This window comes from Hymenobacter crusticola (genome assembly GCF_002154225.1).
GTDB classification, from domain to species: Bacteria; Bacteroidota; Bacteroidia; order Cytophagales; family Hymenobacteraceae; genus Hymenobacter; species Hymenobacter crusticola.
In genome coordinates this window covers 17402-41527 of the sequence record NZ_MTSE01000031.1, presented here as the reverse complement: position 1 = coordinate 41527, position 24126 = coordinate 17402, and the positions used below count along the sequence as shown (strand labels likewise).

General features: G+C 52.9%; 18 protein-coding genes. 10 read left to right on the top strand and 8 right to left on the bottom strand.

Annotation, left to right across the window (positions count from 1 at the left end; genetic code table 11):
- The coding region (locus BXP70_RS26160) for a DUF4249 family protein (RefSeq protein ID WP_143436700.1) at window positions 1-250 on the bottom strand (250 nt) is incomplete at its 3' end.
- A 368-nt stretch (window positions 251-618) separates the two neighbouring features.
- Window positions 619-1233 carry a recombinase family protein gene (locus tag BXP70_RS26150; RefSeq protein ID WP_245849757.1) on the bottom strand — a complete coding sequence of 205 codons (615 nt, stop codon included), beginning with the start codon at window positions 1231-1233 and terminating at the stop codon, window positions 619-621.
- A 674-nt stretch (window positions 1234-1907) separates the two neighbouring features.
- On the opposite strand from BXP70_RS26150, the gene BXP70_RS26145 reads away from it, so the two are divergent.
- The gene (locus tag BXP70_RS26145) at window positions 1908-3584 is read left to right on the top strand and encodes a T9SS type A sorting domain-containing protein (RefSeq protein WP_143436699.1); all 1677 of its coding nucleotides are present in this window, start codon (window positions 1908-1910) and stop codon (window positions 3582-3584) included.
- A 202-nt stretch (window positions 3585-3786) separates the two neighbouring features.
- Window positions 3787-8904 (top strand): beta strand repeat-containing protein, encoded by a 5118-nt coding sequence (locus BXP70_RS26140; RefSeq protein WP_086597080.1) that lies wholly within the window; start codon window positions 3787-3789, stop codon window positions 8902-8904.
- Between the two features lie 535 nt (window positions 8905-9439).
- On the opposite strand, the gene BXP70_RS26135 is transcribed toward BXP70_RS26140, so the two are convergent.
- Both BXP70_RS26135 and BXP70_RS26130 read right to left on the bottom strand, forming a co-directional pair.
- Window positions 9440-10000: a hypothetical protein gene (locus tag BXP70_RS26135; protein ID WP_218779872.1), complete on the bottom strand. Its 561-nt coding sequence runs from the start codon at window positions 9998-10000 to the stop codon at window positions 9440-9442.
- A gap of 284 nt (window positions 10001-10284) precedes the next feature.
- Entirely contained in the window at window positions 10285-10608 is a 324-nt protein-coding gene (locus tag BXP70_RS26130) for a hypothetical protein (RefSeq protein ID WP_086597078.1), read from the bottom strand.
- A gap of 386 nt (window positions 10609-10994) precedes the next feature.
- On the opposite strand from BXP70_RS26130, the gene BXP70_RS26125 reads away from it, so the two are divergent.
- Window positions 10995-11408, top strand: a complete 414-nt coding sequence (locus BXP70_RS26125; protein ID WP_143436698.1) for a hypothetical protein — start codon at window positions 10995-10997, stop codon at window positions 11406-11408.
- A 243-nt stretch (window positions 11409-11651) separates the two neighbouring features.
- Here BXP70_RS26125 and BXP70_RS26120 read toward each other — a convergent pair whose 3' ends face one another.
- The 3 genes from BXP70_RS26120 to BXP70_RS26110 form a co-directional block, all read right to left on the bottom strand.
- A complete protein-coding gene (locus BXP70_RS26120) occupies window positions 11652-12119 on the bottom strand; it encodes an immunity 26/phosphotriesterase HocA family protein (protein ID WP_086597076.1) in 468 nt (155 codons plus the stop codon).
- Window positions 12120-12282: 163 nt separating this feature from the next.
- Window positions 12283-13272 (bottom strand): IS110 family RNA-guided transposase, encoded by a 990-nt coding sequence (locus BXP70_RS26115; protein ID WP_086597075.1) that lies wholly within the window; start codon window positions 13270-13272, stop codon window positions 12283-12285.
- A 570-nt stretch (window positions 13273-13842) separates the two neighbouring features.
- Window positions 13843-14367 carry a GNAT family N-acetyltransferase gene (locus BXP70_RS26110; protein ID WP_086597074.1) on the bottom strand — a complete coding sequence of 175 codons (525 nt, stop codon included), beginning with the start codon at window positions 14365-14367 and terminating at the stop codon, window positions 13843-13845.
- A gap of 275 nt (window positions 14368-14642) precedes the next feature.
- Between BXP70_RS26110 and BXP70_RS31150 the strand changes: the two genes are divergently transcribed.
- The 4 genes from BXP70_RS31150 (at window position 14643) to BXP70_RS26090 (ending at window position 16741) form a co-directional block, all read left to right on the top strand.
- On the top strand, window positions 14643-14972 hold the full coding sequence (locus BXP70_RS31150; RefSeq protein WP_086597084.1) for an RHS repeat-associated core domain-containing protein: 330 nt from the start codon (window positions 14643-14645) through the stop codon (window positions 14970-14972).
- Window positions 14973-14993: 21 nt separating this feature from the next.
- On the top strand, window positions 14994-15563 hold the full coding sequence (locus tag BXP70_RS26100; protein WP_086597073.1) for a hypothetical protein: 570 nt from the start codon (window positions 14994-14996) through the stop codon (window positions 15561-15563).
- A gap of 410 nt (window positions 15564-15973) precedes the next feature.
- Window positions 15974-16138 carry a hypothetical protein gene (locus tag BXP70_RS30075; protein WP_179197850.1) on the top strand — a complete coding sequence of 55 codons (165 nt, stop codon included), beginning with the start codon at window positions 15974-15976 and terminating at the stop codon, window positions 16136-16138.
- Window positions 16139-16417: 279 nt separating this feature from the next.
- Window positions 16418-16741: an integrase core domain-containing protein gene (locus BXP70_RS26090; RefSeq protein ID WP_086597071.1), complete on the top strand. Its 324-nt coding sequence runs from the start codon at window positions 16418-16420 to the stop codon at window positions 16739-16741.
- 343 nt (window positions 16742-17084) lie between these two features.
- On the opposite strand, the gene BXP70_RS26085 is transcribed toward BXP70_RS26090, so the two are convergent.
- Window positions 17085-17669: a sigma-70 family RNA polymerase sigma factor gene (locus BXP70_RS26085; protein WP_086597070.1), complete on the bottom strand. Its 585-nt coding sequence runs from the start codon at window positions 17667-17669 to the stop codon at window positions 17085-17087.
- 473 nt (window positions 17670-18142) lie between these two features.
- On the opposite strand from BXP70_RS26085, the gene BXP70_RS26080 reads away from it, so the two are divergent.
- From BXP70_RS26080 to BXP70_RS26070, 3 genes are read left to right on the top strand one after another with little or no spacing between them, the layout of a single operon-like run.
- Window positions 18143-19165, top strand: coding sequence for a FecR family protein (locus BXP70_RS26080; protein WP_086597069.1), 1023 nt, complete (start codon window positions 18143-18145; stop codon window positions 19163-19165).
- Window positions 19166-19196: 31 nt separating this feature from the next.
- Window positions 19197-22565, top strand: a complete 3369-nt coding sequence (locus BXP70_RS26075) for a SusC/RagA family TonB-linked outer membrane protein (RefSeq protein WP_086597068.1) — start codon at window positions 19197-19199, stop codon at window positions 22563-22565.
- Window positions 22566-22613: 48 nt separating this feature from the next.
- A complete protein-coding gene (locus BXP70_RS26070; RefSeq protein WP_086597067.1) occupies window positions 22614-24092 on the top strand; it encodes a RagB/SusD family nutrient uptake outer membrane protein in 1479 nt (492 codons plus the stop codon).
- Window positions 24093-24126: the final 34 nt, after the last annotated feature.

The following is a 24126-nucleotide window of genomic DNA, read 5'->3' as shown; positions in this document are numbered from 1 at the left end:
TTCCCGTGGGAAACGAATACCAGGCCTCCCGAATGGGAACCAGCGCCGGGATGGTATCGGTGGCCCGCACGCCAGGGTAGCCTTCCGCGTTGACTTGCAGCGTATACGATTGCCCAGGCGTCGGTTTAGTCGTGGTAGCATACAAGCCTTGGCCAAGTGACCGCAACGGTTGAGTGCCCTGACCTGGGGTAAGTAGCTGCACGCGGGCGGAGGAGAGCAGGCGAGAAGCAGAGTCCGTCGCACGGGACATGCGACTCACCTGCACCTGGANGGTTGAGTGCCCTGACCTGGGGTAAGTAGCTGCACGCGGGCGGAGGAGAGCAGGCGAGAAGCAGAGTCCGTCGCACGGGACACGCGACTCACCTGCACCTGGAAGGCACTATCGGGCGTAAGAATCGAATTCACGACCAGCGTTGGAGCAGGAGGCGGCAAGTCGGCGCTCATCTGATCTGTGCAGCCGCTGGAAAAGGCAAGCAGGAGTATTCCCCACCAATAATTGGGTAGTACAATAGCCATAAACACATAAAATAGATAATAAGGCGCTAACGCAAGCAGACGCTCGGCTGGTATTAGCTTCTCCTACTATTTTTCGCTAGGCGTACGGACGGCTGTGTTTACCTAAGCTTTGACTCGGGATTCTCTAAGCTTTCTCCCGGGAGACCTCTTGCTCGCTTTCTTTAGAGAAAGTGTATACTGCTCGCTNNNTGCTCGCTGTAGTAGCAATTGCACGCCTTTGCCGGTGAAAGCGCACCCGCGCCGGGTACGGTAGCCTTTTTCATTCAAGGCCTGGGCGATTTGCCGTAAGCTGAGGCCTTTCTCTCGCAGTAAGTGGATCAGATGCTGGGCCTGCACGTTGGCTTGGTGCGTGCGCGCGTTGGCTTGCTGTTGCGCCCGCCCGTGGGCTCTGCCGGCCGCACGCAGGTTCAGGGGAGTCCCGAGTTGCTCACCACGGGCTTTCTTGGCTACCAACGCCTCCTGGGTACGCTTACTAATGAGCTCGCGTTCATGCTGAACTAAGCTGGCAAAGATGCCTTTGGTTAGGGTGTTGAGCTCGGGCATGTCAGCGGCCACAAACGGTACATCCAGGCGCAGGATGTAAGCGGCATCCCGGCTCATGCGATCGAGCTTGGCGACTAGCAGCGTGGCGCCTAGGCGCCGGCACTCGGCCATGGCTTCAGCCAACTCCGGGCGCTGGTTATGCTTGCCCGACTCTACTTCCTGGAAGGTGGCCACGATCGCGGCCGGATCCGGCACCTAGGCCCGCACGGCGGCTTGATGCGCTTCCAAGCCTAAACCCGATTCGCCTTGCTTTTGGGTGGAGACGCGGTAGTAAGCCACGTAGGGCATCGAGAAACAGGTTTTGGTGACCGAGTGCCCAAATATACTTCAGCCTGTGTAGTAATGTTCCTAGAATTACACAACCTGTTTAGGCATGCCGCTTGCCGAGTAAAAGCACGCCCAGCATGGTCCACGTGAAGCAGTAGGCTACGTTCTACAACAACCCTTTAGAAAATATTCTATTTGTTAGCGTAGGATGCCAAAGGGGAGGACCCTTCAACAGTGGTACCATGCCACTATAATTATTACATGATTAATTCGTAACTATCGGGTTTGTTGTTGAATATCTCCTCTAGGACAATATTTTTGCTGAGCTATCTATTATCTCTGGTTGTTAGGTGCGTACCAAGCACATCTATGCCGATCTTTTCTAGTATGTGAAGCGGCTGTGCGACCCTGTTTCTCTGCTCAACGCACGATCTCCTCTACGGTGCTGAAAATAGGACAGAACGTGTGGAAAAGAATTCGCTTATGTGGCGCTGTTATCGCAGCGAGGAAAGGCCTACCCCCTACAATGTTGCTACTATCTGCCCTGTTGGGACGCTTCTGATATGCTTCTATTGATTTCTTTGCTCTTTCTAGTTACTCCTAAAGGGCGTCTTACTTCGGCTGGTCTATATGTTTTTCTTTCACGTTGGAGCAACGTCTTACTTCTGGCTACGGTAGTCGGGCAAAGCACACCCGCCATTGCTCAGCAGCTACCTCTCACTCGGCTCTGGGATCATACCTATGGCGGTAGCGGTAACAGCCAAGATGAGCCTGCCTCTCTTGTCCCGACAGCCGATGGCGGCTGCCTGGTAGGCGGTAGCTCGGTGTCAGGTATCTCCGGTACCCACTCGCAAACCGCGGAAGGAGCACGGGATTACTGGCTGATTAAACTTTCGGCACAAGGCGTTCAGCAGTGGGATCAACGCTTCGGCGGCTCGGGCGAAGACCGGTTGGCGGTGGTACGCCCGACCACTGACGGGGGTTACTTACTGGGTGGTACCTCTTACTCGCAATATAGCAGTGGTGACAAGAGTGAGAACAACTGGGGGACCGATGATTTCTGGGTAGTGAAGACCACCAGTACCGGCATCAAGGTCTGGGACAAAACCCTAGGCACCTTCAGCAGTGATCAGTTGCATGACTTGGTCGAAACCGACGATGGCGGCTATCTGCTGGCTGGCGAAACAAACGACAATGGCACTGGAAATTATGATTTCTATCTAGTTAAGATCACGGCCGAGGGTAAACGGCAGTGGGATGTGCACTACGGCGGAGCCCAGCACGACGAGCTGCGCGTGATCCGGCGCACCGCCGATCACGGCTTCCTGTTAGCCGGCACATCCGCTTCGACCACGGGTATGGATAAAACGCAGCCCAGTCGGGGTGGTCAGGATTACTGGGTGGTGAAGGTAAACCAGTTTGGCATCAAGGAATGGGACCGCACCTACGGTGGTCCTGGCAATGATGTGCTATCCTCCATGCAACTAACCCCGGATGGCGGCTTTATTTTAGGCGGTACGTCCACTTCTGAGGCAGGAGGGGAGAAATCCCAAGCTAGCCGGGGTGGGAAGGATATGTGGGTGGTGAAAGTCAACGTGGCTGGCACGGTGGACTGGGACCGGCGCTTTGGTGGTGACCTGGAAGAAAACCTAGCAGCCATTCAACCTGTAGCAGGCGGCTTTCTACTCGGCGGCAGTTCCTGGTCGGGCAGTGGCGGAGACAAAGCACAACCGAACTGGGGCTATTGTGACTATTGGCTACTGCGCGTGGATGAGCAGGGTTCCCTAGAGTGGGAGCGGCGCTACGGCGGGGAAAGCATTGATATGCTGAATGCCGTCACCTTACTGGCCGATGGTAGTTGCTTGGTAGCAGGCAGCAGTACCTCGAGTGGGCTGCCCGCGTTGGGTGATAAAACGCAGTACAACTATGGCTTTGTCAACTTCTGGGTACTGAAGATGGCCGCTGTGCTACCCCTGAAAAGTACAGAGCCTCGGTGGGCTCGTTTGGTATCGGTTTTCCCGGTACCGGCCTCCTCTAGCTTGCACGTGGTGCTGCCGCCTTTGCCGAACGCGTCGTCGGCAACGCTCTCGCTGATAGATGCCCTAGGGCGCGTGGTGCTGGTGCATCCCGTCTCGGTGCCGATGACACCATCAGCAGAAGTAACTCTACCAGTCGCGCAGCTGCCAGCTGGCAGCTATCTGCTGCGCATGGAGGTGACTGGTCAAACGCCTTTGTTGCGGCGCATTTGGGTTCAGTAGCTTTTAGAAGTGTTAGCGATCCTGTTAAGGATACAGGTTCCGGCTTGCTTTTGGACAGGGTGACATAATACCAGAGATAATGATCTACGGCTTTGGTGTGATGCCCGTGTCAGGGTAGTGCTGTTGTGCGATCTCCACTACCTGAGCGAAAGGCACCTACTTATTTTATCCCCGTTTAGTTTACCTCTACCTTATTACGCTTGTGCAATCTTTGACTAAAGCTGTGTCGGCTCCACTGTGGCCTCTCTTTTTCCTGCTGGTAGCTAGTAGCACTTCCTTAACACAGGCACAGACGCTGACCGTTCTCAACCGAGAACCTGCTGCGAACACGAACACTGCTGCTGTTGCTATTAATGTAAAACTAACCTTCTCCCAGGATCTGCAGGCGACGAGTGTCTCGGCCGTGACACTACACTCCCGTCGCGCTGGCGGGCGCAAAGCGGGTACCATTACCACTAGTGGGACGATGCTCACTGTTGACCCCGCTTCCGATTTTCTTCCGGGTGAACCTATATCCGTCTCGGTATCGCGTACGGTACAGGGAATTACCGCTGTGCTTGCTGCCCCCCAGGTGTATCAGTTCACCACTGCCGTGGGTGGAACGGGTCGGGGAAACTTTCTGGCTGGCGCTTCCTTGAGTATCCCCGGTCAACCGGCAGGCATTGCCATAGGCGACGTGGATGGCGATGGTGATGTGGACCTGCTCGTAAGCAGTCGCAGCACCAATAAGATCTTAGTGCATCTGAATGGGGGGGATGCCACAGGCTCCAATACGGGAACCTTCAGCGGCAATCAAACCGTCGCGGTGGGGCTCAGCCCCACCACCGTGGCGTTGGCGGACGTGGATAATGATGGCGATTTGGATTTGCTCGCAGCAAATACAACCGCTGGCACGGTCAGTGTGCGCCTAAACGGGGGGGATGCCACAGGCTCAGCTACCGGATTTTTTACTGGCAACCAGGAGGTTAGCGTAGGCCTGAATCCTTCCGCACTGGCTACAGGCGACGTGGATGGCGATGGCGACCTAGACCTGCTCACGCTTAACCGTACCAGTGGGACCGTCAGTGTCCGGCTCAATGGGGGTGATGACACGGGCTCAGCGACCGGTGTGTTCAGTGGCAGCCAGGACCTGTCTTTCGGCAGTTCTCCCACTAGCCTCGCGCTCGGCGACGTAGATAACGATGGCGACCTCGACCTGTTTGTCACTAACATCGGTATTGTTACAGTACGTCTGAATGGTGGAGACGCCACCGGCACCAACAGCGGCACGTTTCGCAACGGACAAACCGTGTTTGTGGGAGCCCAACCGGTTGATTTAGCGGTGGGGGATGTGAATGGCGATGGTGCGCTGGACCTACTCACCGCTAACGCGGAGAGCGGCACGGTGAGTGTACGCCTGAAAAATAGAAGCACTGGGTACTTCACCGGCAGCCAAGAGGTAGCGGTTGGCGCTAGTCTTAGCACCGTGGCCCTGGCCGACGTCGATGCGGACGGGGACTTAGACCTGATTGCAGCGGATGGTAGCGCGAGTGGGGGTACGGCTACTACTAATCAAGTACAGGTGCGGCTTAATGGAGGGGATGCGACTGGTTCTAATTCGGGGGTATTTACGAATGGCTTTTCAGCGATCGTAGGCCGCACGCCTATTGCACTGATCTTAGGGGACGTAGATGGTGACGGGGATCTTGATCTGCTGACGGCAAACGCAGGTACCAGCACCGTGAGCGTGTGCCTGAACCAGCCGCCGCCCCCCACGATTACTCAATTCACTCCTAGTCGTGCTGTTGCTGGCGAAACTGTCACCCTCACCGGACAAGCGCTAAGCAATGCCACCTTATTAGTGGGTGGGTTGCCAGTGCCGGTCACTTCTAACACGGCCACCAGTCTTACTTTCGTGGTGCCGACTGGTGCCACGGCTTCTCAGCCAACTGTAGTAACCACGCGCTACGGGAGCAGGAATAGTACCGCGTTTACGGTCCAGTTGAAAGTTACTAGTACAACGCCTACCACAAATGCGTTGAACGTAGTGCGCGACGGCTCGGCCGTTCAGATTAACTTTTCTGAGCCTATCTCGGCAGCAACGGCCACAACTTTACCCGTCTTTTCCCGTCAAGTAGGTGGCCAGAAGGCAGGTACGGTTACAACGCAAGGTAGTACCCTCCGCTTCGCGGCCACAACAGGTACGTCAAGCACAAATTTTTACCCAGGAGAGGTCGTGCAGGTGAGCGTACCTTCTCGTATTCGCAACCTAGGGAACACAGGCGCTACTGGCCATGTCTTTCAATTCACGACGGCGGTTGGGGGGAGCGGACGCGCAAATTTCCGACCGGGTTCGGATCCCATTGTGTATGATACGCCGTATGCTGTAGCCACCGCCGATGTGGACGGTGATGGGGACTTGGACCTAGTTTCTTCTAATTTCGGTGCGGCCGGAAGTACAGTAAGTGTGCTACCAAACAATGGGAATGGCACCTTTGGCTATGCGGCACCCATTTATGCTTTTAGCAACACGTACAGTGGTCCGCTGTTTTTAACTACGGGTGACTTGGACGGCGACGGCGATATTGATATAATAATAGCAAACGGCTTTCAAACGGGCCTGCTCTTCAATAATGGCAGGGGTACCTTTAATTTTAATATTGGACCAAGCGTAAGCTCCGGCACGGGCATATCGCCGCATGGAATTACGCTCGGCGATGTGGATGGGGATGGGGATCTAGATCTGTTGACCGCCACCTATGGCAACTCCGTTATTGTACGTTTCAACAATGGTTCCGGGCGCTTTACGGATGGCCAAACCCTGATGGTGGGCACCGGCCCCATCGGTATTACCACAGCGGATGTAGATAACGATGGGGACTTAGACCTACTCGCCTCTGTTGCGAGTAGCAATAGTGTCGCCGTGCGACTCAATGACGGCACGGGTGCTTTCAGCGGTTCCGTCAACGTACCCGTTGGCTCTGCCCCTTACAATGTCACGGCTGCTGATGTGGACGCGGATGGCGACCTGGACTTACTCACGGCCAATCAGGGCAGCACAGGAAATGGAAATACCGTATCGGTGTGCCTAAATGATGGTCAAGGTACTTTCAGCCGCGGCTCGGATTCCGTAGTAGGACTCGCTCCGAGTGATGTGGTAACAGCGGATGTCGATAGCGATGGAGACCTGGATCTGCTCACTACTAGTTACAGTACCAACAAGGTGAGTGTTCGTCTTAATGATGGGCGGGGGCAATTCGGTGGAGGCTCTGATCCAGAGGTAGACACCAATACATTTACCCGTACAGGGGCTCTTAGTTTAGCAACCGGGGACCTCGACAATGACGGCGATCTCGACTTCGTAACGGCTAATACAGGCAACTCTACTGGTAATACCGTGAGTGTGCGCCTGAATCAGCCCGCGGCGCCTGTGCTGCTAAGTTTTACACCCGCGGAAGGTCTACCAGGTACGTTAGTGACCCTCTCGGGAACCGGCTTTACGAATGTAACGGCGGTAACCTTTAACGGCGTATCCGCTGCCTTCACTGTGCTTTCAGCCACTCAGTTGACGGCAACAGTGCCACCGTCTGCTACCAGCGGCCTTCTTGCAGTTATTACACCTGGAGGCACCGCAACTAGTTCACAACCGTACATAGTCACGGGCGCGTTTACTGTTAGTGCTGTTCTGCCTACCCGTAATCAACGCAATGCGGCGCGCTTGAGCCCCGTAAGTGTCACTTTCAACCAACTCATTAGCCCCGCGGCAGCTTCACTTGGCGCGCTTCATGTACTCAGCCAGCGCGCCGGTGGTCATAAAGCCGGCAGTGTAACCGCTAGTGGAAATACCCTGACGTTCACGCCTACTGTTCCTTTCAAACCAGGGGAAACGCTAACGGCTACCCTGACGACGGCCGTGCAGAATCTTAGCGGCCGCTCTCTCGGTACGGGACAGGTCTTCCAGTTTACAACGGCGGCGGGTAGCGGCTCGGGCGCTTTTCCTCCCTTAACGGTAGCAGCCAGCGTAGTCGATAACCCATTAGAGACAGCTGCAGCCGATATGGACGGGGATGGCGACTTGGATATCGTGACGCTGAACTACGCTTCTGCGGGATCCAATGCTGGCGCGAGCTCTCTCTCTATTCGCTTTAATGATGGAAAGGCTACGTTTAGCGGCACCACCACCGTATTTATAGGACGCAATGCTTCTGCTCTGGCGGTAGCAGATGCCGATAACGATGGGGACTTGGACCTGTTTACAATTAGTGATGATTATCACCAGATTGACGTCCGGCTGAATAACGGCGCAGGTACCTCCTTTACGCAAGGAGCCAATGTGCTCGTAGGTCACGGCGCCTTGTCTTTGATCGCCGCTGATGTTAATGCCGATGGCTATACGGATTTGCTAGCTACTAATACGAGCGATAACACGGTGTCCATACGCCTCAACAACCAAGTAGGGGGGTTCCTAAACAGCGGAGAGGTGAACGTAAGCACGACGCAAGCCCCTTTAATCAATCCGGGCTGGCTAGCTGTTGCCGACGTAGATGGCGATGGCGACTTAGACCTTATTACGGTGAATCAAAATCCCAATTCTTTTTCTGTCCGGTTAAACAATGGTGCTGGCGTATTTAGTGGTAATTACCTGCTAGCCTTGGCTGGTCGGCCACAATGCCTGCGCATGGCGGATGTCAATGGGGATGGTGTCCAGGATGCCTTGGTTGGATTCTTTGATTCCCGGATACAAGTGTTACTTGGCACCGGCTCAGGTGGATTTACCAACGGCACAGTAGTAAGCGTTGGAAATTTTCCCCGCTTCATCGCCGTAGGGGACATTGATGGCGACTCAGACCTCGATCTGCTCGCTGCTAATGGGGATGCCTTCTCCATCTCTATTCGAGTAAATAATGGGCAGGGGCAGTTTAGTGGCACCTCGTCCTTGACGACGGGGCAGAATCCTTCTGGCATTACCTTAGCCGACCTGGATGGCGACACGGATCTGGATGTGCTTATGGCTAACTACACGGATGGAAAGGTTAGTATCAGCTTAAATCCTGGTAGCCTTCCTACAGCCACGCAGAGTGCTACTCTCGCAGCTGATATTACACTTTACCCAAACCCAGCACACCAGCACTTCTGCTTCGTACTTCCCCCACTAAATGTAACTACGCTTACTTTGACCTTGCGAAACACGGTAGGTCAAGCTGTGCGCACCCAGGTCTTGCGGGTGCCAGCAAGCCAGACAGCAATTGAGTTTGACGCCACCGGACTCGCTGCTGGCGTGTACATCCTACAAGGCCAAGCGGGCACCCATCTGTTCACTAAGCAGGTTATTTTGGAGTAATTTCCGCTGCACGAGAAACAAACCGCGAGCACTTTCTTTACCCAGCAAGCCAGCTGTTTGGAGTAAAGGCTCTTCCTAGTTTAGGTGGGGTACAGGCCGGTTTACAGGCTTGACCATTTTACAAAGCAAGAATCAGAAGATGTGTTACGAATGGCATACTTAGCACCACGGGCGCACAAGCCTCTGCCCTCTACCGCAATGAGCTCCTAACTGCACCGTAATGCGTGTAGTACGAGGCAAGCAAGTCACGTTTGATGCGCAACGGACGAGAGAACACTTGGTACAGTTGGTAGGGGACCGTTGGTAAGAAGCGGGTTAAAAAGGGTTGTTGTCCTGGACACTTTACGGGCTCCCTTTACAAAATGTCCAAGCCGCCCTCCAGTACACTTCTTAGCGATGTAATACCAAATCCAGCTCCTTGTCGAATCACTGCATCGTGCGATTCGACAAGGAGCTGATTGTATATGAGTCGAGCGAAGCACCATACTATCAGGTGCGCAGAAGCTGCCAACTTGCCTTTAGCTGGTGGTCCACGTTATCCCAATTCCTGCCACCACAACCCGATCTCTTTGGGTCCTTCGTCCGCATCAAAGTGGTGGCGAATGAGCTCGTAGAGCGGTGGCGTCAAAAAGACCAGGCATCCGTCATTCCCTCCGAGCAACGGGTACACCCGCTCCGAGGAACGATGGAGTGCTAATTGGTCGTTCACCATCTCCACAAAGAGCTTCGTAGCCAAAGCCCAACTCCTAGGGGAGTTGAGATCGCCCTCAAACGCTGTGTATGGCTTGCCGTTGAGGACAATCGTATGCCGCTGCTGGTCCAGCGACCAGTGATCATCGGACCAGGTGAGCGGCACGCCCAGCTGATCGAACGTCGGTTGGATCGCCGCGAGTTGGTCCACCAGCCCGCCTACTTCGAACAAGTCTTCGCCATCGCAATCGTACAGGCGGAAGCAGTACGGTGCGTTCGTGGCTTCCTCATAAAGACTCGTCAGCACCCGTGCCGTGTCGTACGAGGTGGCCATTTCCTGCTGCAGGACATCTAGATGCTCCACCGCGGCAAACTGGAAGTAGCCGAGCTGCGTTAAAGCGGCCACGATGCTCTCCCCGCGCAGGGGAGTGTGAGGGCTCCTTTGTTTCATCGGGGGCTTATTGGTACACGGGAAGACCTTTTATAACCTTTTCCAGTCCAACGTGGCTGTTGCAGAACCCTATTTGTATTCCGGATAAGCTATGTTTGACCCCTCGTTTACGGAAAATAGCTGCTATAAACAGGCTTTTTAGCCTGTTCCACTCGTTGGTGCTATTCATCCGATTCACTATTGGGAGTTCTGCAACAGCCACCAACGTTCAGAAAACGTTATACGCTTGACTGTTGTGTTTATGAACGTCGGTTGTAGGCAGTGCGGTAAGCGAGTCTAACGGCCGCAGCTAGTAGCGGAATACACAGCAAAAGCACCAAGATATAATCCGTAAAGGCATGCTTTTGCCAAGAGTACTTCTGTGGCCAGGTAGAGAAACCAATAATTGCCAACACGCAGGCAAGGCCGATTCCCAACAAGCGTAGATCAGCGCTAATACCCTTCCGGAAGAGCAGACGCCAGGTGAGCCAGTACAGGGCGGCTATGCCTACCATCTTTAAGAGATCGATGAATGCCGTGATAGGGGAAAGTTCGTCAAGCAGCAGGGCGAGAAAAGACAGCATTAAGGCAAAGCGTGAAGTGAGCGATAGATGAGTTGCGATTGGCCGTGTAAAGCACACCCTGCGAGAGGAACGAAGAAAAGTTCAACGCAGGAGAAGGGATAGCACAGAACTGAATCTACTACTTTACCAAGAATTTTCGTATAACAAACAATATGTTAAGCAACTTTTTCAAGAAGCTCTCTTATGCAAGCTTGAAAGTGGTGTATGATAAAATCCTATCGCGAAGGTATTTGATAGGCCAGCTTACTTTGTATAATGCGCCCACGCTAATGGGCGCTACTTCATTTCGATGCAGAACCATTAATTACTTCAAGACTACCAGTAACTGATCTAGCGTTCTATTAGCTATGACCGTGAAAATTTGGCTTCATTCCTATGTCAACCAAATGGCTGACTTTCTGCAAGACTCAACATTCTACGTGCAGCCCTTGGTCGACAAAGTAGGCGTTCAGGCTCCTTTTAAAAGTGTACGCGCCTGTATGGAGGGCTATGAAAAGTTAAAGCCCTACGTCCGAAAAAGGTCCGTTGCACTCGAAGTGAAAGATGAGTTAACTAGCTGTTTTGGCTTAGCAATGACTAAATTCCTCATTGAAGAAAAAGGCTTCGAGTGGAAGCTAGAACGATACCATTTCGGCCAAGTGTATTATCAACCATGGATGATTATTGAGGGTAAGTTCAGAAGTGATCCTATCAGCATCACAGCTTCATGCTTAGTAGAGCGTCAAGGAAAAATTCCTTTCGACACGTATTACTGGTTACTAACGGGTGTGCCTTGTAGCGAGTTTGAAAGCTTATTGTAACTCTTCAACAGAGCAAAAAATAGGAATGAGGCAGTAGAACGGCCTGTCCGATAAGTAAAGTGGCTGTTGCAAAAGTAGAGCAGTGAGCAAAAGGTCCTCCTTAAACAGCCTCTTTCGGGCGACTACCTAGCGAAAAACGTCCTGTTTCCTAAGCCAACCAACGGGCGTAGCGACTTTTGCAACAGCCACTAAAATTATGTTTACTAGTAGGCGTGACGAACCCGCTGTTCTGTTAGCCTAGCTTTAGTCAAATAGGGCTACATCTTGCGCACGGTATCGGTTGGGCCGTCCCGCATAGTGGTCACGCAGGCGTTCTTCGACGTGGCTTGGATCCCAGACAGCACAGCGTTCGAGCCCAGCACACTGTTCTTTCAGGGCGGGCGTGATGCGGCCAGTGAGTGGCTCGTAGAGCTCAAACTTATCCAGCGCCAGCGGATCTTGAATGAACTTCAGCGGTAACTGCTGTAAGGCAGCGGGCAATGGCCGCTTGCCTATTTTCACCCACCGACCAGCGTTAACCGCTCCAGTATTAACTGCGACAATAAATAGGAGCGGCCGCGTGATGATCTGCTCTAGATCTTGAACGCGCTCCGTCGTGTATAAGTCGTAGAAGCCGAAATCAGCGTTTGCCAAGATCCGGCCATACGCATAATGACCGTCGGCTAGATCAATTTCCACGATGGCTTCTACGGTTCGGTGAGGGCTCCCCATGATGCGATGCGATAACAAGTTCCTGATTGCCCCAGGTTTTCCAATTCAGCTAGGCAGCTTGCTTTTCTAAGAAGCGCTTAAACTAGATAAAAGCCAGAACGGAGCCTACTCTCCGAGCAGCTACTTTCTGGAAAAAGCTGATAAACATGAACGGTGTTAAAAGTCAAGGATTAAGGGCAAGTTTTGAGGTGAAATTGGCTTGATACGGCACCCCGGATTTGATGATCGCAAAGGCTTGCTTGAGCAGTTTATTACAAACGGCAATCAGGGCTACTTTGCCATTCTTGCCTTTGGCCACCAGCCGGTTATAAAGGGCTTGGCAGGCCGCATTACATTTTTTAGCGGCAAAGCTGCACATGAAGAGTTTGCCGCGGATCAGTCTGCCACCCATCTTGGTGATGCGCACCTTGCCGCGAATGCTGGTGCCGGAGCTGTGTTCTCGGGGCGAGAGGCCCGCCATGGCAATCAACTGGCGGTAGTTATCTAGGCGGGTGAAGCCGCCGGCAAACAAGAGCAGCATGCCGGCCGTCTTGCGGCCGATCCCCGGGATCGAGCACAGCAGCGTCATCTCCGAAGCAAAGCGCTGTTCGAGCAAAGTCAGCAATTCGGCTTCGCCGGCTTGTACTTGCTGGGTGAGTACGTTCAGCGTTTGCTGCAGCCGTTTCAAGGCCTGCTTACTAATGATAGGCTGTTGCTGCAGGGCCTCTAAGGAGTTGCTGACCATGGTTTTCTGCTTGAGCAGCTGCTCGGTGACTTGCTCGAGCTGTCGGCACTCCACCAGCACGTTTTCATCGGGCTGCCAGAGCTTGACGGCTTGTTGCTGGCCATAGCGCAGCAGCCACTGGGCGTCTTTGCGGTCGCTCTTGCCCTTGCTCAGATGCATCTGAATGAAGCGCTTGATGACCAGTGGGTTCAGCACCGCTACTTGCCCACCTTGCTCGTGCAGGTGATAGGCTAAGGCTAAGTAGTAGCTGCCGGTGGCTTCCATGACGAACAGGCAATGAGCGCCACAAGCTTTGACCAGTTGCTGAAAGCCGGTTTTGCTGTTGCTGACTTCCAGGTGCTGTACCTGCTCCTGGCGCAAGTAACAGACGGCCAGCGAGGCTTTGCTCACATCAATGCCAACCACAGAAAGACGAAGTTGCGGATTCATACCTTGCGATGAGAAAGAAGAGAATGGAAGGGTAAGAAGGACTTCTAGAGCGTCTTTTACTATCCTAACACAAGCTCACTGGCTTCATGGAACGGTCCAAAGTGGCCCCAGAAAAGGGAGGGGATTGTCATGTAAAACGAGCTCGCCGGCTCCATAACATTGGGATCTTACTCCTCCCTTTTCCTTCTCAATAGCCTTAAGTTACGGCTGGTAGGCGAACATAGGATAACATTGCTTATAACCGACATCTTGGGAAAGTGACGGTTTTGGGCCGGCTGACTGCCGTTGCCAGCGTGGTACTTTGGCGGGGACTATGCTCCCATTTAGGCGTTTACGAAACTCGTCCTTTCGGAATGTTTTGTAAACGTTGATTTAGAGACGAATTTCTTTAAACTCCCCTGGCCCTATAGCCGCCTGCTGGCACCTGGTGTCAGCCAACTGCCGGGCCTTTACGGAAAGCAGGGTCCGCATAGCGCATGTGGGGAAATTACAGTAGGCAGTAGAGGCAGGGGGTAGCGTTGACCCACAGGGCCTTACTAAGACAGTATTGGCAGTCAGTTCTTCTTTCTTTCAGCCATTAGGTGTCAGTTTGAACAGTGTGAAGTTTCTGTCGGCAGCACTGTCCCCCCTAAAATGTAATTTCTCCAAAACGCTTGTAGAACGTTGGTTTTCGAAACGGGTATAGGCTTCTATTACATGTAGTCCAACCTGGTGAAAACCAAAGTGAATTACGGTTGAAAGCGCTTCTTGCATCAACCCTTTTCCCTGAAAGTCAGGTAGTAATTCATACCCAATTTCTGCTTTTAAAGCGTTTTCCGAAAAGTTAAATAAGCAGACCGTTCCAATGACGTTGTCAGCACCGTTCAACGTAATGGCCCAATAAAGGGCATCGTCGCGTTGGACGTTTTCGTTAATGGTGTGAATGAAGTTCCTCGCGTCATCAATTGATTTGCTCGGTTGCCGGTCCAGATATCTATTCACATTGTCGTTCGAACGCAAAGCCAGTATGTCATGGTCATCGCTTCGTCTGAGTTGTCTCAATAGCAGCCTCCCGGTTTTCAAAACTGGAAACGGCATAAACTTTTTGCCCATCATTTTTTCCTGTCTAAGAGCTTGTTGAGAAATCGATTGTGAGGTAAAACAAAATGGTAAGTGTAAGCCCTTTTACGTGTTGCAAACGACCCTTTGCAGCTTGTAAATAGCTTAAACGTTGCTCAGTAATCGGTGCCAGCACGACGGTTGCCTTTATAACGTTCTGCAAACGCTCGTGGCTGTTGCAGAAGTCTGGGTCTTGCGTTTCGCACGCAGTAGGAGTGAGCTTCCGCCTCGCAAAACACGGTTTCCGACACTTTTCTGGATGACTCCTCCCGATAAACCTACGACTAGGGCGTTCGTCGAGGAGTTCTGCAACAGCCACAGGAATCGAGCGCAACGAGCACTTAAAGCTGTTAAACCAGTATGAATTTAATGGCAAGGAGAAACAGACGGAGCTAGGCCTAAACTGGACTGATTATGAAGCCTGCCTCTCTGCCCCTACCATTGGAAGATGGAATGCTGTAGATGCTGCCTCGTACATAACTCCGTCTCTGACCCCTTATCGCTATGCGGGTAATAATCCAGTCAATGTGATTGATCCAACCGGTAACTACGAAATATCAGTATCGCTCTCACAAGAAGAAATAGCAGCAATTGAAGCCTGAAAAGAAGTTCATAGGCAAGAATTGAATAACGCAATAGCAAGCGCCAAAAAAATTCTCGATAATAATACAGATGCAAAAGACGCCTTTATTGCGTTTAGCGGCCTTGATGAAAAAGATCAGAAAGAATGGAATAACCCTTGGACAGAGAACGGAAAAGTCCCAATAATTCAAACGAAAACACATAAAGATGGCACTGTCGGAATGACATCAAATTCTGCTACGGGGCGATTCACAGTAGGAATGGATCCTAGACTAACGCCTGCTGAAATGGTGGTTTCTGTATTACATGAGTATGTGCATGGTGGAGATAATACATTTCGGGTTGGTGAAACAATTGACGGTTCTGATAAGAATTCTGTACCGGGTGATAGATGGGGAGGAATTACCTATCAGTTGAATGCATTTATCAAAGCGGCTGCAACAGATCCTGCGGGATATCTACAGCGGTATCCTGCTTATCATGAAAACGGTAAACCAGTGATGATTGAAATAGAATATGGATTTGAACAAGCTGCGTTTGGAAATCCAATTGCGACAAAACAGGATTATGAAAATTTTTCAGAAAAATATTTAAAGGAAGTAAGTAAATAATGTATAGAATCATCTTGCTGTTAGGTTTTTTCTGTAGTCTTGAGATCGTCCAAAGCAGGGCCCAAAATCCGCCAGACAACGCGTCGCGTTACGAAAGCACGCTTTATCGGGCGGTTCGGTCTGACATTGTGCAACGCCTGCACTTTGATGTTCCTCGTACTAAGAGCCAGGACCCTGAGCGGTCTCGTGTGTACCTGTTCCAGACCCCAGAAGGTTACTTCCTCAAGGAGTTTATTCTGCATCAAGCTCTTAGCCTGGAGCACCCTCGCTTAAGCGAATATGCTGTAGTGGCCTTGAGCTCCCCGAAAGTACGACGCCAATTGGATGCCCTTTTTCAGCGTCTCCTGTGCATTCCCTGGGAAGATCGTATACCAGGCAGGTATCCCCCTTCAAGGCTTGTTGATACTCTCTTGAAACCGGTATATCACTCGCCCTGGCGGCTGAAAGTAGTGCATAATGACACCCCCCGCATTGCCAAGAATATTGAGCAACTGCCGACTCTCTCGCTTGACGAGCTACGGCGACGCGCCCTGCTGGCCCGTCTACGGACCGTGCTTGCGCCCTATCTGCACTAGTTGTGCCGGACGTTAGGCGGGGTGGACACTTCGCGCAGTCAATACAGGGCCGTCAGCATGGGTGCAACGGCCAGCAGGGTAGTGGCCGTTTTCTCGGAGCGGGGTTTCTGAGGCAAACGGGGGCTTTACCGGCCAAGCCACTCGGCAGCACTTGAGCAAAAAGGTAGCGACGCAGCACCTCTCTACCATTTGTGAGTAGTCTAGCACGTATATCCGCCTTATCAAGAATGAGGTGGTCTAATCTCGGCGCATAGAAACAGGACGTATCTTTCCTGAGTCATGAGTGTAAAAAGCAGCAAGTCCACGCCGGATAAACGGCGTAAATACGATGACACCTTCAAGGCCGAGCGCCACGAAGCGGTACAAAGCATGAGTCGACGGAGCAATTGTTACGACAACGCCCACGCCGAATCGTTTTGGAGCCGCCTGAAAACCGAACTGCTCGACGGTGGCAGCTTTGCCAACCTGACGGAAGCGCGTCTGGAAATCAGTCACTATATAGCTTACTACAACGCCGAACGTCGCCATTCCGCCCTCGGCTACCAAGCCCCCAATCACTTCGAAATCCACTTTCAAACCACGTCCCAACTCTGTGCGGCATAGCTAGACCACCTCATGATTGCTGTCTGCAACAAGCTGCTCAAGCAAGCTTTTGCCATCGTCAAATCCGGCGTGCCCTACCAAGCGGAATTTACCTCATTACTCGTTTTAAAACCCTCCTTTTTTTGAACCAGTAACCTTTCAAGAGATCTTCAATCCTGCCATTTAATAAACCATGCGGCGTTGAATACCCAGCCAGTTCAAGAACCCAAACATTCAGATGAACATCAAGGCTTCGTTCCTTCGAAAATATGGTCAACCTCTTTTAGCATCAGACACCCTCTTGACGCTTTATAGTGACCTGCTTGCTACCAAAAACAATTCAAGTATGTGGACAGTGGCTTGCTTATCCTTCTAATAAGAGCAATACAAGGGTGAGCACAATACCGTGTGCCCGAAAGTAGGTACGCAAAAACTTAAGCGCTTGGGTAATCTGAGCCTCTACCATCTTCACCGAGATATTGAGTTCCTGCGCAATCATCGCATTCGATAACCCTTGCTGCCGACTCATGGCGAAGACCAAGCGCCGTTTCGTAGGCAATTGAGCCAAGGCATGCGTGTACAATACAGTTAGCTCTTGGTGCTCTAACGCAATCGTTTGCGGTTCTTGTTCAACAATAAGATCTTCGGGGTAGTCCTGATAAACCCATCGGCGTTGACGACGCACTTGGAGTAAGACTGCGTGATAGGCAGAGGTATATAGGTAGCCTCTGATGGTCGCCGGATCAGCGCTGATTGTATGGCGCTTTTCCCAATACTTTAAGAAGCACTCCTGAACGACCTCCTGTGCTTCGACACGGGAGCGCAGCAGGTTATTCGCCATACGATAGATACCAGAAGCGTGCTGCTTGAAAAGCAACTTAAACAGGTGCCGGTCGTCCTCTGCAGAAGGCGAAATGGGGTTTTCTGAAGCATTCTTGGTAAGCTTCACCGCAGTAGGTAAATAAGGGAAAGATTGACAAAGACAACGCGTAGGCTGCCAAAAGATTAATAGGCGCTGTCTTACTAATGTACCTGAGGTAGCTTGCCTTCACATTCCTGTACTCTCATGCCTCTACTTCTGTTTTACCTAAGGTAATCAGGTCATTATTAAGCGCATTTTAGCCTCTAATCCGCAGAACTTAGGCTAGGATACAGTTTCATGATAGAACAACCTGCTAGCTAAGTTTACTGCACCTTGTATTTCGCTATGATGCTGTAAAAACCAAGGCAGTAAAAAAATAGTGTTCTTTTATTAGCGAACAATAAATTGCTAATAATCAATACATTGTATCTATGGTTAGCCAGCTTAAAGCTTTGAGTAAGAATTTTTTCTGAGCTAGACATAGGGTAGAAGCCAGCCTAGGCGTCGTTTGTAGTTGAAGGGGTGTTTTACTTCTATTTCTATGGCATACCCCGTGTTCTATGGCAAACCTCGTGACTTTCGATGCTTTTCTTCGTTATGCCCGGCAGCAGTCCTCGCCGCAAGAACATCGTGCCGTCCGCATGTGGCTGGAAGACCCAGCCAATACCTTCCTAGCCCAAGAGTGGATGAACCGGTACGTACAGATCCTCGAACAGGAGGAGGGCGCCCCGGTCGAAATGCCCGGCTTTGAAGCAATTCAACAGGAACTGCTTGCGCAGCTTGGTCTGGAAGAGCCAGTCAAAATAGAAACAAAAACCCGGCGAATCTGGTGGCCCCAATGGGCGGTAGCCGCTGTGTTGCTCTTCGGGCTACTCTTGGGAGGAGCTTGGTTCTGGCAAGCCAAGCATTTTGCATCGCCCTTGCCACAAACGTTTGCCGAAGTGATGACTACCTACAGGCAGACGCGCCAAGTACAGCTGCCAGACGGCTCCACCGTCACACTGAATGCTAACTCGACGCTGCGTCATGCTGCTGTGTGGAACTCCAACACGCCCCGGGAAGTGTGGCTCGATGGGGAGGCCTATTTCTCCGTGAAGCACCTGCCGAATCACCAACGCTTCCGCGTGCATACTTCCGGTAATTTCAACGTGGAAGTGCTTGGAACCAAGTTTACGGTGTACCGGCGCCACGCGCAGGAGCGCGTCGTGCTGCTCTCGGGGAAAGTGCGGGTTGACTTTCACGACCACAATCGACCCGACGTTATTCTGAAGCCTGGTGAGCTGCTGCAAACTGCCGATGCTCATCCTAAACAGGTGGTGCACAAAGCCGTGAAAGCCCCGAGCTACACGGCTTGGACGGCTAATAAGCTAGTGCTCGATGATACCCCTATTTCTGAGCTAGCTACGCAACTACGCGACACTTACGGGCTAGATGTGGTGGTGCTGGATTCTGCTTTGAGCAAGCAAACCATTACGGGTACCGTGCCCGTGGGGGATGTCGACCTGCTTTGCCAGGCCCTGCATGCCTCGTTCAACATCAAAGTAGAACGCCAGCACCAGCGCATTCTGCTTTCTCCTCTCTAAGGTTCATCCTTCCTAATCCCATCCATAGCTTATGAACCGACTGCATACCCACTTGCCTGGGCAGCTGGCTCGTCATGTAACTGCCGCCGCTAGTTTGCTGCTGCTGCATACGCCCGCTTCCGGAGCCTACGCTCAACTACTTGCCTCTACTCAAACCTCGTTGCCGCAGCACACTAACAGCAAAAGCGCTGTGCCGCTCAAAGAACTGCTCGGTCAATGGGAAAAGCAGTATAAAACCACCATCGTCTATAAAACCGATCTGGTACGCAATAAAACGGCTGTGCCGCAGGCGGCAGCCGGCAGCTTAGAAGAACAGCTAACCAGCGTCTTGCAACAGGTAGGCCTAGGTTTTCAAAGGCTGCGTCCCGACTATTACGTAATCGTGGAGGCAAAGCCTAGCAGTGTCGTGCCCAACAAAGCAATTCCAGTGTCAGGGCGCGTAGTACAGGCTGATGGGACGCCACTCACCGGAGTGACGGTGGTTGTGAAGGGCACGACAACAGGTACCGCCACCGACCCTGACGGGAGCTTTTCGCTGGAGGTGCCTGAAGGTGCTACCCTAACTTTTTCCTTTGTCGGCTATGTGAGTCAGGAAGTAACTGTGGGTACGAAAACTGTGCTGACCATTACGTTGCAGGAAGATAGCAAAGCCCTCGACGAAGTGGTAGTGGTGGCCTACGGCACGCAGCAGAAAAGAGCTGTAACGGGGGCCGTGCAGGAAGTGCAGGGCAAGGAGCTAGCCGACATCCCCGTGGCCCAGGTCACACAGAAGCTCCAGGGCAAGTTAGCCGGGGTGCAGATCAACCAGGGCACTGGCCGCCCCGGCGAAGGCATGCAGGTGCGCATCCGCGGCCAGGCGTCGATCAACGCGCAAGGGCAGCCGCTGTACGTGGTCGATGGCTTCCCCATTGTGGGCGACATCAGCAACATCAACCCCGACGAAATCGAGAGCATATCAGTGCTGAAAGATGCGGCTTCAGCTTCCTTGTATGGCTCGCGGGCGGCGTTCGGGGTGGTGCTGGTGCAAACCAAGCGCGCACGCGCCGGCCAGAACAATCTCAGCGTGAATGCCTTCTACGGCGTGCAGCAGGTGCCCCAGCGCGGCAGGCCCGACATGCTGAATGCCCAGGAATTCGCGCAGTTTCAGAAAGAAGTCTATGAGTTCAATAACAAGCCTGTGCCTGCCGAGTACCAGGATCCTTCGCAGTACGGCGAGGGCACCGACTGGTACAAAGTGCTGCTCCGCCAGGCACCCATCCAGAACTACAGTATTTCCCTGAACAGCAACCGGGACAAGTTCAGCACGGCCGCGACCCTCGGTTTCTTCAATCAGCAAGGCGTAATCCTGAACTCGGGCTACAACCGCTTCTCGGCCCGATTGAATGCGGATTACAACTTCACCGACAAGCTGAAATTCAGCCTGAACGTAGCCCCGACTTACGCTATTAACAACGGCCCGACGACGACCGACGGCGTGCTGTGGGGCGGCGGCGCCATCATGAGCGCCATTCTGACGTCGCCCATTGCCCCCTACAAAAACCCCGACGGCAGCTTGCCCCTCACGGCCACAGGCGCCGGCTTGTATCCGAACCCCAACTGGTACCGGACAATTCAGGAAATAGAAGCCAAAACCCGGACCACACGCCTACTTTCTAATGCCTCGCTCGACTACGAAATCCTGAAAGGGCTGTCAGCGCGCACCACTATCAACATCGACCTAGGTCAGTCGCAGTTCTATCGGTTTTCGCCTTCCACAGCCGGGCAGATTTTCGCCCCCCCGCCGCAGAAAGCCACTGCCCAAGCTAATAATAGCAGCTACTACTCCTGGCTATCCGAAAACCTGCTGACCTACCGCAAAACCCTAGGAGACCATGCCTTTGACGTGCTGGGCGGCTACACGGTGCAGAAGTTCCGGAGCGACGCCTTGTCCATTGCCAAGACCGATTTTCCGGATGATCGGGTGCATACGCTGAACGCAGCCACTACTACTTCTTCCAGCTCCGGTGATATTCAGGAATGGTCCCTGCTGTCGTACCTGGCCCGCGTGAACTACGACTTCAAGGGCAAATACGTGCTGTCGGCCTCCATTCGGCGGGATGGTTCCTCGCGCTTCGGCTCGAACAACAAATGGGGCAATTTTCCTTCGATTTCGGCCGGCTGGATCGTGTCGGATGAAAGCTTCATGCCGCAGGTGGCCGCTGTATCCTTCCTCAAGCTGCGCTCCAGCTACGGCCTCACGGGCAACAACAACATTGGCAACTACCCTTACTATGCCTTGTTAAGCCCGGCCAACTACGTGTTCAACAATTCTTTAGCCAACGGCCGCAGCCTGAACTCGCTGCCGAACCTAAATCTAGGCTGGGAGAGAACCAAGCAGCTTGACTTCGGCGTGGATATCGGTCTGTTTAAAAATCGGATCAACTTCACCTACGACTACTACCACAAAGACACCGACGGCTTGCTCTACAGCGTGGCCATTCCGAACGAATCGGGCTTTAATAGTCTGCTCACCAACCTAGGAGAGTTTAAGTTCTGGGGTCACGAGTTTGCCATCAACACCCAAAACTTCGTCCACGATTTCAAGTGGAACACAAACCTCAACGTGTCCTTCAACGACAACCGAGTTGAGAGGCTAGGCAACACCGACGCGCCCATTTATGGCAACACTAACACCACCATCACGCGGGTGGGTGAGCGGATTGGCCAGTTCTGGGGCTTCCAGGCGCAGGGCGTATACCGCAATGCGGAAGACCTAAACACCTCTCCTAAATATGCTACGTCGGCAGTGGGCACCATCAAGATGAAGGATATTAATGGCGACGGCGTGATTACCAACACCAACGACGACAAAACCGTCATTGGCAATCCGTGGCCGAAGTTCCTGTTCGGTATCACCAACAATTTCTCCTACCGCAATATCGACTTGTCCATTGTGTCTTCGGGCTCCTACGGCAACGATATCATGAATCGGTCGCTGGAAAGCACGCAGAATCTGGATGGCGTTTTCAACGTCGATCGAAAAGTGTTGAACCGCTGGCGGTCGGAGCAGGATCCGGGCAACGGCATCATCCCGAGCGTGAAGGCGGGCACAACCGACCTGGCTCGCTCCCCGAACACCAACTGGGTAAGCGACGGTAGCTATCTGACCATCAAAAACATCACGCTGGGCTACAATATCCCGCTGAAAGAAGGTCAGCACTTGCGCAACGTGCGCGTGTACGGCAGCATTCAGCAAGCGTTTGTCTTTACAAGCTATCAAGGTGCCAACCCGGAGGTAAGTGCCGGAGCTAACCCACAATCTGGCAGCAGCGGTGGCGATGCCCTGAACCAAGGCATAGACTGGACTGCCTATCCCGTGCCCAGAACCTTTACGCTGGGGATAAACGTGGGCTTGCAGTAGCCGAAATAACCAACTCTAGCCCGGTACCAACTCCGACTCTTTCCCGCCATGAAACCGAATATTCTATTGGCAGCTAGCTTTTTAGCCTTAGCGCTGGGCTCCTGCAATAAAGACTTTGTTGAAATACCGCCTCAAACGGCCATCAGCTCGACCACGTTCTACAAAACCCAGGACGACTTCACCCAGGCTGTCAACGGTACCTACGCGGGGTTGCGCAGCCTCTACAGCGACGCGTACGTGATGGGCGAAATGCGCTCCGACAACACCCACTACGTCTTCAAAAGTGGTGACCGAGGTGGGCAGAATGTGCAGCGCGAGCAAATAGCGGATTTTTTGGAAGACCCCACGAACACGTACATCGCCAACAAATGGAATAGCTGCTACAACATCATTGCCCGGGTCAATCAGATCCTGGCGCAGATTGATGCGGCTAGCTTCGACGAGGCCGCGAAGAGCAACCTGAAGGGGCAAGCATTGTTCCTGCGCGCTTTCGCTTACTACGAGCTGGTGCAGTATTTCGGTGATGTGCCGCTGCACCTGAAACCAGCCTCTACTATTGAAGAAACCGCGCTACCGAAAACGGCCGCGGCCGACACCTACACCCAGATTATAACCGACGCGAAGGACGCCGCGGCCTTGCTACCCCTGAAAGCAACGCAGGAGAAAGGCCGCGTGACGAACGGCAGCGCCAAAACGCTGCTCGGCTACGTGTACCTCACGCAAAAGCAGTACGCGAGTGCCGAAACCATTTTGCGCGAGGTCGTTAGCTCCGGGCAATACGCGCTGTTGCCCGACTACGCGGCTGTGTATGCTCTAGCTAATAAAAACAGCGCTGAATCGGTTTTTGAAGTTCAGTATCAGCAAGGTACCCAGGGGCTGCAAAGCAACTTCGCCTACATTTTCATCCCGGCGCTGACGAACACGCAGCCCATTACCAGCGTCACGCCGAGCAACAACCAACTAATCGGCGGCTGGAACACGCCCGCCGATGATCTGATTAGCTCCTACGAGGCCAACGATAAAAGGAAAGACGCCTCCATCGGCTATTACACGGTCAGTGGGGTGTCGTACCCTTACGTTAAGAAGTACCTGCACGCGCACGCCCTCTATAACAACACCGACGACAACTGGCCTGTGTACCGCTACGCTGATGTGTTGCTGCTGCTCGCCGAGAGCTTGAATGAGCAAGGCAAAAGCGCTGACGCGCTGCCGTTTTTGAACCAAGTAAGAACCCGAGCCGGGCTAGCTGCCACCACCGCTGCCGGCCAAACGGCGCTGCGCGACGTGATTGCGCACGAGAGACGCATAGAGCTAGCTTTCGAGAATAAGCGCTGGCTGGATTTAGTCCGGACGGGCAAAGCCATTGAGGTGATGACAGCTTACGGCGCCAAAGTCAAAGCCAATCCGCAGAAGTACTATTATCCGACAGGTTCGGGCGCGCTTTCGCAGTCCTACAACGTCACGCAGAGCCGCCTGCGGTTTCCTATTCCCGACCGGGAGGTAATTCTAAACCCTCTCTTGAAGTAGCCTTTACTTCTGCGAAGCGGACCTAGATAGTGCT